The organism is Variovorax sp. P1_H12_2, from assembly GCF_056405335.1.
In genome coordinates this window covers 16,410-28,118 of the sequence record NZ_JBFUCI010000029.1, presented here as the reverse complement: position 1 = coordinate 28,118, position 11,709 = coordinate 16,410, and the positions used below count along the sequence as shown (strand labels likewise).

The 11,709-nt window shown below is 67.2% G+C and carries 11 protein-coding genes; 1 reads left to right on the top strand and 10 read right to left on the bottom strand.

The genetic code is table 11. The annotated features are described in order from the left end of the window. Positions 1–189 precede the first annotated feature (189 nt). The 3 genes from AC1D2K_RS05500 to gcl are packed head-to-tail and all read right to left on the bottom strand — an operon-like array spanning position 190 to position 3,721. The gene (locus tag AC1D2K_RS05500) at positions 190–1,092 is read right to left on the bottom strand and encodes a 2-hydroxy-3-oxopropionate reductase (RefSeq protein ID WP_478086930.1); all 903 of its coding nucleotides are present in this window, start codon (positions 1,090–1,092) and stop codon (positions 190–192) included. 24 nt (positions 1,093–1,116) lie between these two features. Beyond that, the gene (gene hyi / locus AC1D2K_RS05495; RefSeq protein ID WP_478086929.1) at positions 1,117–1,896 is read right to left on the bottom strand and encodes a hydroxypyruvate isomerase; all 780 of its coding nucleotides are present in this window, start codon (positions 1,894–1,896) and stop codon (positions 1,117–1,119) included. A 31-nt stretch (positions 1,897–1,927) separates the two neighbouring features. After that, on the bottom strand, positions 1,928–3,721 hold the full coding sequence (gcl, locus tag AC1D2K_RS05490; protein WP_478086927.1) for a glyoxylate carboligase: 1,794 nt from the start codon (positions 3,719–3,721) through the stop codon (positions 1,928–1,930). A gap of 110 nt (positions 3,722–3,831) precedes the next feature. Between gcl and AC1D2K_RS05485 the strand changes: the two genes are divergently transcribed. Further along, positions 3,832–4,734 (top strand): LysR family transcriptional regulator, encoded by a 903-nt coding sequence (locus AC1D2K_RS05485; RefSeq protein WP_478086926.1) that lies wholly within the window; start codon positions 3,832–3,834, stop codon positions 4,732–4,734. Between the two features lie 19 nt (positions 4,735–4,753). On the opposite strand, the gene AC1D2K_RS05480 is transcribed toward AC1D2K_RS05485, so the two are convergent. The 7 genes from AC1D2K_RS05480 to AC1D2K_RS05450 form a co-directional block, all read right to left on the bottom strand. After that, positions 4,754–5,944, bottom strand: coding sequence for a CaiB/BaiF CoA transferase family protein (locus tag AC1D2K_RS05480; protein ID WP_478086925.1), 1,191 nt, complete (start codon positions 5,942–5,944; stop codon positions 4,754–4,756). Positions 5,945–5,984: 40 nt separating this feature from the next. Continuing rightward, complete coding sequence (locus AC1D2K_RS05475; RefSeq protein WP_478086924.1) at positions 5,985–6,866, bottom strand: LysR family transcriptional regulator; 882 nt, start codon at positions 6,864–6,866, stop codon at positions 5,985–5,987. Next, positions 6,856–7,347: a MaoC family dehydratase gene (locus tag AC1D2K_RS05470; protein ID WP_478086922.1), complete on the bottom strand. Its 492-nt coding sequence runs from the start codon at positions 7,345–7,347 to the stop codon at positions 6,856–6,858. The genes AC1D2K_RS05475 and AC1D2K_RS05470 overlap by 11 nt, the downstream gene beginning before the upstream one ends. 20 nt (positions 7,348–7,367) lie before the next feature. Continuing rightward, the gene (locus AC1D2K_RS05465; RefSeq protein ID WP_478086921.1) at positions 7,368–8,342 is read right to left on the bottom strand and encodes a tripartite tricarboxylate transporter substrate binding protein; all 975 of its coding nucleotides are present in this window, start codon (positions 8,340–8,342) and stop codon (positions 7,368–7,370) included. Positions 8,343–8,509: 167 nt separating this feature from the next. Next, positions 8,510–9,583: an AI-2E family transporter gene (locus tag AC1D2K_RS05460; RefSeq protein ID WP_478086920.1), complete on the bottom strand. Its 1,074-nt coding sequence runs from the start codon at positions 9,581–9,583 to the stop codon at positions 8,510–8,512. 49 nt (positions 9,584–9,632) lie between these two features. Further along, on the bottom strand, positions 9,633–10,331 hold the full coding sequence (locus AC1D2K_RS05455; protein WP_478086918.1) for a GntR family transcriptional regulator: 699 nt from the start codon (positions 10,329–10,331) through the stop codon (positions 9,633–9,635). 8 nt (positions 10,332–10,339) lie between these two features. After that, on the bottom strand, positions 10,340–11,662 hold the full coding sequence (locus AC1D2K_RS05450; RefSeq protein ID WP_478086916.1) for a C4-dicarboxylate transporter DctA: 1,323 nt from the start codon (positions 11,660–11,662) through the stop codon (positions 10,340–10,342). Between the last annotated feature and the right edge of the window lie 47 nt (positions 11,663–11,709).

The following is an 11,709-nucleotide window of genomic DNA, read 5'->3' as shown; positions in this document are numbered from 1 at the left end:
GCGCAGCGGTGCGCGGATCAGGGCTCGCGACTGTTTGAGTGGAGCGCAGCGGAGCGAGTTTGAGCGAGACCCCGCGTACCGCGAGCAGCGCAGGGCAGCCGCGAAGCGGCCGGTGACGTCGGCCGGCCCGGGGCCTACCGCCCGCCGCCGACGCCCGCCCACGCCGGCAAGCCCCCGCCCCGATCTCAATCAGCCAGCGTCCGGCGCCACCGGATGCTGCGCCATCGCCTCCAGCGCCCGCACCAGCGCCGAGTGGTCCTCCTGCCCGTACCCCAGCGCCGCGCATGCGTTCATCAGCTGCGCCGCACTCGCGGTCTGCGGCAGCGCCACCCCCAGCGCGCGAGCCCCCTGCAGCGCAAGGTTCAGGTCCTTCTGGTGCAGCGCGATGCGGAAACCCGGGGCGAAGGTGCGCTTGATCATGCGCTCGCCATGGACCTCGAGGATGCGCGACGACGCGAAACCGCCCATCAGCGCCTGCCGCACCTTGGCCGGATCGGCCCCGGCCTTGGAGGCGAACACCAGCGCCTCGCCGACCGCCGCGATGTTGAGCGCGACGATGATCTGGTTGGCCACCTTGCACACCTGGCCGTCGCCGACGCCGCCCACCAGCGTGATGTTCTTGCCCATCTTCTCGAGCAGCGGCCGCACGCGGCCGAAGTCGCTCTCGTCGCCGCCGCACATGATCGTGAGGCTGGCCGCCTTGGCGCCGACCTCGCCGCCCGAGACCGGGGCGTCGACGTAGGCGCACCCGAGCTCGGCGATCCGGGCGGCGAAGCCCCTGGTCGCGATCGGATCGATCGAACTGCAGTCGACCACGGTCTTGCCCTTGGAGAGCCCGGCCGCGACGCCAGCCTCGCCGAACAGCACCTTCTCCACGTCCGGCGTGTCCGGCACCATGATGAAGACGATGTCGGCCTGCCGCGCGACCTCGGTGCCGCTGGCGCAGACCGTGGCGCGAGAAGCAAAGGGCTCGGGGGTCTTGCCGTGGGTATGGACGAACAGCTGGTGGCCGGCTTCGAGCAGGTGGCCCGCCATCGGGGCGCCCATGATKCCGAGGCCGATGAAGCCGATCTTTTGGGTGGTGCTGGACATTGCTTTGGTTTCTTTCATCAGTTCTCAGGAGGTGAGGGCGGTGCGCCAGCCGAGGCCCTCGACGGTCGTTCCGCGCGGCTTGTATTCGCAGCCGATCCAGCCGTCGTAACCCAGCGAATCGATGTGCTTGAAGAGCCATGGGTAGTTGATCTCGCCCGTGCCCGGCTCGCCGCGGCCGGGGTTGTCGGCCAGCTGGATGTGGCCGATGCGCGCCATGTTCTTCGTGAGCGTGTTGCCGAGCTCGCCTTCCATGCGCTGCGCATGGTAGATGTCGTACTGCACCCGCAGGTTGGGCGAGCCGACTTCGTCGAGCAGGGCCAGCGCCTGGTCGGTGCGGCTCAGGTAGAAGCCCGGGATGTCGAAGGTGTTGATCGGCTCGATCAGCAGCCGGATGCCCGCGCTCTGCAACTCCTTCGACGCGAAGCGCAGGTTGTCGACGACGACCTTGCGCGCATCGGACGGTGCCACCCCCTCGGGCAGCTTGCCGAGCAGGCAGTTGACCTGCGGACATCCCAGCGCCGTCGCGTAGTCGATCGCACGGGTCACGCCCTCGCGGAATTCGGCCGTGCGGTCCGGGTGGCAGGCGATGCCGCGCTCGCCGCCGTCCCAGTTGCCGGCCGGCAGGTTGTGCAGCACCTGTGCCAGCTGGTTGTCGCGCAGGGCGGCGGCCAGTTCCTTCTTGTCGAAGGCATACGGGAACAGGTATTCGACGGCCTGGAAGCCCGCCTTCGCGGCGGCCTCGAAGCGCTGCATGAACGGCAGCTCGTTGAACAGCATCGTCAGATTGGCTGCGAACTTGGGCATGTGTTTGTCTCCTGGTCTGTCCCGCAAGGTTTCAGTCGAGCATGGCGGCGGCAATCGCCGTCGGCGCGTCTTCAAGGCCTTCTGCCAGCGCCTCGAACTCGTTGATGGCGTCGATCTCGGTGCCCATCGCGATGTTGGTCACGCGTTCGAGCATCACCTCGATCACCACCGGCACGCTGAACTYGGCCATCAGCTGCTCGGCGCGCTGGATCGCCGGCGTCATCTCTTCCTGCTTGTAGACGCGGATCGCCTTGCAGCCCAGGCCTTCCACCACCTTGAGGTGGTCGACGCCGTAGCTGCGCTCGACGCCGCTGTCCTCGCCGGCATTGATGTTGTCGAAGCCGAGCTGCACGCAGTAGTCCATTTCGAAACCGCGCTGCGCCTGGCGGATCAGCCCGAGGTAGGAGTTGTTCACCACGATGTGGATGTAGGGCAGCTTGAACTGCGCGCCCACCGCCAGCTCCTCGATCATGAACTGGAAGTCGTAGTCGCCCGAGAGCGCCACGATCTTGCGGCCCGGGTCGGCCGCGCGCACGCCCAGCGCCGCCGGAATGGTCCAGCCCAGCGGTCCGGCCTGGCCGCAGTTGATCCAGTGGCGCGGGTTGTAGACGTGCAGGAACTGCGCCGCCGCGATCTGCGACAGGCCGATGGTGCTCACGTAGCAGGTGTCGTGGCTGAAGTTGTTGTTCATGCACTGGTACACGCGCTGCGGCTTCATCGGCACGTCGCCGAAGTTGGTCTTGCGCAGCATCGTCTTCTTGCGGTCGCGGCATTCGCCGGCCCATTCGCGGCGGTCGGGCAGCCGGCCCTGGGCCTTCATCTCCTCGGCCACCTGCACGAAGAGCTCGAGGGCGGCCTTCGCATCCGAGACGATGCCGAGATCGGGCGTGAACACGCGGCCGATCTGCGTCGGCTCGATGTCGACGTGGACGAAGGTGCGGCCCTTGGTATAGACCTCGACCGATCCGGTGTGGCGGTTGGCCCAGCGGTTGCCGATGCCGAGCACGAAGTCGGAAGCCAGCATGGTCGCATTGCCGTAGCGGTGGCTGGTCTGCAGGCCGCACATGCCGGCCATCAGCGGATGGTCGTCGGCGATCGCGCCCCAGGCCATCAGCGTGGGAACCACCGGCACGCCGGTGGCTTCGGCGAAGCGCACCAGCAGGTCGCTGGCATCCGCGTTGATGATGCCGCCGCCGGCCACGATCAGCGGGCGCTCGGCCGCGTTGAGCATGGCGACGGCCTTCTCGACCTGGGCCCGCGTGGCGGCCGGCTTGTAGGGCGCGAGCGGCGTGTAGGTGTCGATGTCGAACTCGATCTGCGCCATCTGCACGTCGAAGGGCAGGTCGATCAGCACCGGGCCCGGGCGGCCCGAGCGCATCAGGTGGAAGGCCTGCTGGAACACCTGAGGCACCTGGCCGGGCTCGCGCACCGTGACTGACCACTTGGTGACCGGCTTGGAGATCGACTCGATGTCGACCGCCTGGAAGTCTTCCTTGTAGAGCCGGGCGCGCGGCGCCTGGCCCGTGATGCAGAGAATCGGGATCGAGTCGGCCCAGGCCGAGTAGAGCCCTGTGATCATGTCCGTTCCGGCCGGGCCGGAGGTGCCGATACACACGCCGATGTTGCCGGCCACGGCGCGGGTGTAGCCCTCGGCCATGTGCGAGGCGCCTTCGACGTGGCGGGCCAGGATGTGGGCGATGCTGCCCTGCTTGCGCAGCGCGGAATACAACGGGTTGATGGCGGCGCCGGGAACGCCGAAGGCCTGCGTCACGCCTTCCTTTTCCATCACGAGCACGGCGGCCTGTGCCGCGGTCATCTTTGCCATGCGAGTCTCCTTGGGTTGAGCTCGACTGTAGGAATTCGGGGCCGTCAGCAGAAGGGGGCGCTGGACCATAAAGCCTATTCCTGGGTGGAATAAGTGAGTAGCATCCGACCATGGACCGACTGTTGGCGATGGAGATGTTCGTGCGCGTGGTGGAGACCGGGAGCTTCTCCAAGGCGGCGCGCGAGTTCAACACCACCCAGCCCACCGTGACAAAGCAGGTCGCGGCCACCGAGGCGCGACTGAAGGCGCGCCTGCTGAACCGCAATACCCGCGGCGTCAGCCTGACCGAATCGGGCGCGCTCTACTACGAGAAATGCAAGGCCATCGTGCGCGACGCCGAGGAGGCCGAGAGCATCGTCCAGCTGCGGCAGTCGCAGGCGCAGGGCTTGCTGCGCATCGGCACCTCGACCGCCTTCGGCCGCCGCATCGTGGTGCCGCTGGCGCTGGAATTCATGGCGCGCCACCCGCAGGTGCAGGTCGACCTCAGTTTCGAAGACCGCTATGTCGACCTGGTGGCGCAGGGCATCGACGTCGCGATCCGCATGGGCAAGCTGGCCGATTCGTCGCTCGGCGCGCGCTTCCTGGGCATGAATCCCTGGGTCATGGTGGCCGCGCCGGCCTACCTCAAGAAGCACGGAATGCCCAAGAAGGCCCAGGACCTGAGCGCCCACGTGGCGCTGATCTACAGCAGCGTGGTCGGCGACGACGTCTGGCACCTGCACACGCCGCGCGGCGAGCCGGTCACGGTGCCGGTATCGGGGCGCCTGCGCTCGAACAACGTCTCGGCGGTGCTGGCCGCCGCGCGCGCCGGCCTCGGCATCGCGCTGATGCCGCGCTACGTGGCGAGCGATTCGCTGGCGTCAGGGCAGGTGAGCGAAGTGCTGGCCGACCACGCGCTGCCCGAGCAGGAGATCCATGCCGTCTTCCCCTCGCCCAAGCTGGTGCCGGGCAAGGTGTCGAGCTTCGTCGCCTTCCTGCAAGGGAGGTTCGGCGAACGCTGGTGGGAGCGCTGACGGGCGGTCGATCGGCAAGTCAGTGCGTGTCGTTGGCGACCCTCTTGCCCGGTGGCTGGATGCCATGCTCCCGCAGGACCGCCTCCGTGTGCTCGCCGAGCGCCGGAACCGCGGCCATCGCCGCCTCGAAGCCCGAGAAGGTCGCTGGCGGCAGCAGCGCGTCGATCTCCCCGACCGGCGTCATGACGCTTCGCCACCGCTGGCGTGCTTTCAGTTGCGGATGGTTCCAGACATCTTCCATGGTGTTCATCGGCGCGTTGGCAATCCGGGCTTCGTCCAGAAGCCGGAGGGCTTCCGACCGGTCGAGCGTGGACAGTCGCTTGACGATGAGCTCGTCCAGCAAGCCCCGGTGGGCGACGCGCTGTGTGTTCGAGGCGAATTCGTCCCGGGTCGCGGTCTCGGGGGAGCCGAGGACCACCTCGCAGAATCTCGACCATTCGCGCTCGTTCTGCAGACCGAAGATGATGCTGCTCCCGTCTCCCACCGGGTACTGGCCGTAGGGCGCGATGGCGGGATGCGAGCTGCCGGCGCGCACCGGTGCGGCACCCCCGTAGTGGCTGAAATTGAGCGGATACGACATCCACTCTGCCAGCGATTCGAGCATCGAAACCTCCACATGCTCGCCACGCCCCGTCCTCGACCGCTGCACGAGCGCGGTCAGGATGCCCGAGTAGGCGTACATGCCGGCCGAGATGTCAGCGATCGATATGCCGGCGCGCGACGGACGATCTTCCGGGCCGGTGACCGAGATCAGCCCCGCAGCGGCCTGAATGAGCAGGTCGTAGGCCCTGGCATCGCGTTCGGGCCCCGTGCTTCCGTAGCCGGAAATGTCGCACACGATCAGGCGGGGGTAGCGCGCCGACAGCGCGCCGAAGTCGAGGCCCATGCGAGCTGTGGCGCCGGGCGCAAGGTTCTGGACGAAGACATCCGCCGAACTCAGAATGCAATGCAGCGCCTCCACGGCCTCGGGCTGCTTGAGGTCCAGGCAGAGGCTTTCCTTGCCGCGGTTCGCCCAGACGAAGAAGGACGACATGCCGCGAACGGTCTCGTCATACCCGCGCGCGAAATCGCCGACCCCCGGCCGCTCGATCTTGATGACCCGCGCGCCCAGGTCCGCCAGTTGCCGGCTGGCGAACGGCGCGGCGACGGCGTGCTCGAGCGCAAGCACCTTGAGTCCATCGAGCGGGCGCGGGGCTTGGCGTGAAGTCATCGGGGAGGAGGAGTGAATGGCCGCGGCGGGGGCAGGGGGGTTACTTCTGGACGACATGGTCGGCGAAAGCCTGCGCGTACTTGGGGAGTTCCGAGAATTTCTGACACACGATCAGATGCTGCCGCAGCGCCCACGGCTCTCCCAGCTTGACGATGGCGATCGTTGCCTCTTCCTGGACTTCGGCCGCGACGGAGCGGGGGATCAGCAGGATGCCGACGTCCTGCTCCACCAGTTGGAGCGCTGCCGCGAAATTCGGCGCGTGGACGCGCACCCGCGGCTGAACGCCCAGGCGCGACGCCATCATCGAGAGGTAGAGAAAGTTGCTGGTCTTGCGGCCCGTTGCGATGAAGTCGAACGCCAGCGCATCTTCCAGCGAGACCTGTAGCCGGGCCGCCAGCGGATGGTGGACGGCGACGGCAAAGACGAGTTCATCGTCCGCGTAGTGCACGGCTTCGAGCCGCCGCAGGTCGACCGGGCCGGCCACGAGGCCGAGGTCCGCGGCGCCTTCGGCCACGGCGGCGACGATCTCGTCGCTGAGCCGCTCGGAAAGGTCGACATCGACGCTGGGATAGGCCGACAGAAAGCGCCCCAGCGTGGGCGTGAGCCGGTGCAGGGTGCTGCTGTTCGCGAAGACCCTCACCGTGCCCTTGACGCCGGAATTGAATCCGACCAGTTCGCCGTTGAGGCGAGCCGCTTCGGCCAGGATCGCCTTGGCGTGCTTGAGCACCACTTCGCCGGCCTGCGTGATCTCCATGCCCTTTTGAGTCCGCACGAACAGCGACACGCCCATGGCTTCTTCGAGGTGCTTCACCCGGTAGCTGACTGAGGGCGCCGAGAGGCAGAGGTCCGACGACGCCACGGTCAGGTTCCGGGACTCGGCGATAGCGACGACGACACGCAGATCGGTCAGTTCATAGCGCATGGTCGGCTCCCTCCGGCCGCTTGCGCAGCAAGTACTTCTGCGTTCCTTCGAGCACCTCGACGCCGTCCTGGTTGACGACGCTCGATCGCATGACCAGCACGCCCGTCGTGCGGCCCGGCACGAGCTCGATCACTTCAAGCGTGGCGTAGAGGGTGTCTCCCACGAACACCGGATGCAGAAAGCGGCTGGACTGTTCGATGAAGGCCTTCAGGGATTCCTCCACCATGTGCGGGAACAGGCCGGCGCCGGCCGCCGTCTGGATCAGCACCTGAAAACCATGGGCCAGCATCTGCGGCATCCCCAGGCGGCGGCAGTACGCCGCGTCATAGTGGATCGGATGGTTGTCTCCGCTGGCCAGCTGGAAAGCCGCGAACAGCGCATCGGTCATCGTTCGCGAGGGCAGGACGAATTTCTCGTGCAGTGAAAAGTCATCGAAGTAGCGCTGTTCGCACATGCGGTGGGCGGCAAAGTCGAAAGCCATGGCGTCGRGTTCCCGGAAGATCAGTCGGCGGCGATTTGGGCCGCCTTGGCGACGCGGCCCCATTTCAGGATCTCGCCATCCAGAAACTCGGTGAGTGCGGCGGGCGAAGGGTTCTTTTCAAGCAGCAGACCCATGTCGTAGGCCTTCGCCTTCAGTTCCTTGTCGTCGAGGGCGTCGCGCAGCGACCGGGCCAGCTTCTCGACGATCGGCGCGGCCGTGCCTGCAGGCGCGAACACCGCGTTCCACGTGTACGCCTCGTAGCCCGCCACCGTTTCCGCGATGGCCGGCGCGTCGGGTGTCTGCGGCAGGCGCTCTTTCATCGACGTGCCAAGCAGGCGGACCGCGCCCGACTTCGCCTGCGCAATGCCCGTGGGCGCGCTGTCGAAGGTGTAGCCGATGTGACCGCCCATCAGGTCGGCGCTGACGGGGCCGTTGCCGCGATAGGGAATGTGCGTGGACTGCAGGTTCGCTTCGTGGTTGAGGAGCGCTGCGCCGATGTGCGATGCACTGCCCACGCCCGCGGAGCCGTAGCTGACTTCCCCCGGATGGGCCTTGAGATAGTCGATGAATTCGCGCATGTTTCGGGCGGGGAACGATGGGTTGACCAGCAGCACCAGCGGCGATCTGGCGGCGAGCCCAATCGGGGTGAACGACCGGATGGTGTCGTAGGGCAGTTTCTTGTTGATGGCCGGGTTCACGGCGTGCGCCACGGTGGTCATCAGCAGCGTGTAGCCGTCCGGCCTGGCCCGGGCCACGGTATCGGTGCCGACGATGGTGCCTGCGCCGGTGCGGTTTTCAACGACCATCGTGGCGTTCATTTGCTTGCCCCATGCGCTGGCGAGCACGCGCGCGAAGGTGTCGGTCGGGCCGCCCGCCGCGTAAGGAATCACCAGGGTGATCGGCTGCCTGGGGTAGCTGTCCTGCGCCCGGACGGCGGGTGCGGCGAAGAAGAAGGCAGCGAGAAGTGCCCATCCCAGGCGCGACGGCAGGTTCATGATGTGTCTCCAGGAGCGTTGTTTTGCGGGGCCGTGAGTGTTGAAGCTCGGCCAGACGATAGCGGCGGCCCTCGGTGCCGGCCAGTCGAATTCTTCTAACGCCGCATTGCGCGCCCATGAACGCGTGGCGTGGGCCGGCGCGTGCCCCACGCCGACGCCCCGGCTCCCTACTGCAAGGGCGGCACGTTGCCGCTGTCCTCTTTCGAGGAGGCGAACAGGTCCCAGGCCGCCATGAACAGCGCCGCGATCACCGGCCCGATCACGAAGCCGTTGATGCCGAACAGCGCGATCCCGCCGATGGTCGACATCAGCACCATGTAGTCGGGCATCTGCGTGTCCTTGCCGACCAGGATCGGGCGCAGGATGTTGTCGACCAGCCCGATCACGAAGACGCCGACGAAGATCAGCACGAAGCCCTTGCCGAAGGCGCCCACGGCCAGGAAGTAGACGGCGACCGGGGTCCAGATCAGCGCCGCACCGATGGCCGGCAGCAGCGACAGGAAGGCCATCAGGACGCCCCACAGCAGCGAGCCCTGCAGGCCCAGGAACGAGAAAGTCGCGCCGCCGATGATGCCCTGCGTCGCGGCCACCGCGATGTTGCCCTTGATGGTGGCGCGGATCACCGTGGTGAACTTGTTCAGCAGGTAATGGGTGTGCGGCTTGGCCAGCGGCAGCGATTCGCGCACCTTCGTCGACAGGTCGGCGCCGTCGCGCAGCAGGAAGAACAACAGGTACAGCATGAGGCCGAAGCTGACGATGAATTCGAAGGTGTTCTGGCCGATCGCCAATGCGTGCGTGGCGATCACCTGGCTGCCTCGCGCGGCGGCTTGCGACACCTGGGCGATCAGCCCATCGACATTGCCAAGACCGAAGCGGTCGAGCAGGCTCAGCGCCCACTTCGGGATCACATCCACCACCTGCTGGAAATACCTGGCGAAGCTGATGTCGCCGGATCGGATCTTCTGCGACACCAGCGACACCTCTTCGACCAGCGACACGGTGACCGCGGTGAGCGGGATGATCACCACCACCATGGCCATCAGCAGCGTGCTGATGGCCGCGAGGTTGCGCCGGCCGCCCATCTTCCTGAGCAGCCGACGATAGATCGGCGTGAACAGGATCGCGAGCGCCAGGCCCCACATCACGGCGCCGAAGAAGGGGAGCAGGATCCAGCCGAAGGCGATCGTGACGGCCGCCAGCAGGAAGAGGAGCGTGCCGCGCTGCAGGGCTGGGGTATTCATGCCGGATCGACTGTAGCCGAAACAGCCGTCCCGCTTGAGGCCAGAGGTGTCAGCGCAGGCCGCGAGGCAATGCCAGYGGCGCCAGTGTCGCCCGCAGGCGCTCGTCGGCATCGGGCCCGGTCGCCACGTCGACCTGCAGCGCCTGCTCGACATTGCCGATGTGGTCCAGCATCAACTGGCGGGCGCGCGGCGTATCGCCGGCCTCGAGCGCCGCCACGATGGCGGCATGCTCGGCGCAGGATTCGGCCGCCTCGTGCTTCGACTGGAACAGCGTGGCCGCCAGCGTGGTGCGCGCCGTCAGGTCGCGCAGCACGTCGCAGAGCAGGCGGTGGCCCATCTGGTCGGCCAGGCAGACATGGAAGTCGGCCAGCAGGAAGGCGCGGGTGGCAGCGTCGGCGCCTGCGATGGCGCGCTTCTCGTCGGCGATGTGCTCGCGCAGCTTGCGGATCACCTTCGAGAGCGGCCGCCCGGCTTCGGCCAGGATGCCGGCCTCGACGATGCGGCGGGCCGCGAAGGCATCGCGCGCTTCCTCGGCCGAGGGTTCCACGACGTACCAGCCCCGGCGCGACTGCACCTCCACGAAGCCGCGGGCCTGCAGCTGCATCAGGGCCTCGCGCACCATGGTGCGGCTGACGCCGAAGTTCTCCGCCAGCGCCTGCTCGCCGAGCCGCTCGCCGGGCGCGAGCTTCTGCGCCAGGATCGCCTCGACCACGCGTTCGGCGATGTGGGTGGGCGTGACGTCGGTCATCGGCTTGCTCAATGGGCTGCCGAAACGGCGGCCGGCGAGCCCGGCTCGGCCAGCGGCTCGTCCTCGGGCGAGTGGGTGCCGTTGAGCACCGCATGGGCCCGCTCGCGGTCGATGTCGCCCTCCCAGGCGGCGATCGCGACCGTGGCGACACAGTTGCCGACCAGGTTGCCGAGCGCCCGGGCGATGCCCATGAACCAGTCGACCGACAGCACCAGCACCAGCCCGATGGCCGGGATTGCCGGAATCGCRTGCAGCGTGGCGGCCAGCACCACGATCGCCGAGCCCGGTACGCCGTGCGCGCCCTTGGAGGTGACCAGCGCGATCGCCAGGATGGTCAGCAGGTCGGCCATCGAGATCGGGGTGTTGGTCGCCTGGGCGATGAACACCGCTGCCAGCGTGATGTAGATCGAGAAGGCGTCGAGGTTGAACGAGTAGCCGGTCGGGATCACGAGGCCCACGGTCGAGTCGCGGATGCCCATGTGGCGCAGCTTGGCCATGATCTGCGGCAGCACGCTGTCCGAAGAGGTGGTGGCGAAGACGATCGTGAGTTCCTCGCGCAGGTAGCGCAGCAGCTTGACCAGGCTGAAGCCCGAGAAGCGCATCACCAGCCCGAGCACCACGAAGACAAAGAACAGCACGGCGAAATAGAACAGCGCGACCAGCATGCCGAGCTGCTTGAGCGAGCCGATGCCGTACTGGCCGACCGTGAAGGCGATTGCGCCCAGCACGCCCAGCGGCGCCAGCTTGATGATGATGCCCATGATCTTGAACAGCACCAGCGAGAGCGCATCGACCACCGCGCCGACCGGCCGGCCGCGTTCGCCGAGCAGCGACAGCGCGCAGCCGAACAGCACCGCGAACAGCAGCACCTGAAGCACGTCGCCGGTCGCGAAGGCATTGACCACCGTGGTCGGGATCAGCTTCATCAGGAACTCGACCGTGCCGCCGCTGGTCAGCTTGTCGGCGTTCGAGGCATAGGCGCTCATGGCCGCGGGGTCGAGCTTCGACGGATCGACATTCATGCCCACGCCGGGCTTGAAGACGAAGGCCAGCACCAGTCCGAGGGCCAGCGCGACCGTGGTCAGCACCTCGAAGTAGATCAGCGCCTTGACCCCGACCCGGCCGACGCGCTTCAGGTCGCCCGCGCCGGCGATGCCATGCACCACGACGCAGAACACCAGCACCGGAATGATCATCTTGATCAGCTTGATGAAGCCGTCGCCGAGCGGCTTGAGCTTGACGGCGAAGTCGGGAAAGAAGAGGCCCGCGACGACGCCGAGCACCAGCGCGATGACCACCTGACCGAAGAGCGATTTGGCGAAACGTGGCATGGGGGTTCCCTGTGTAGGTTTGCATGCAAGCTTCACGTTGTCTTGCA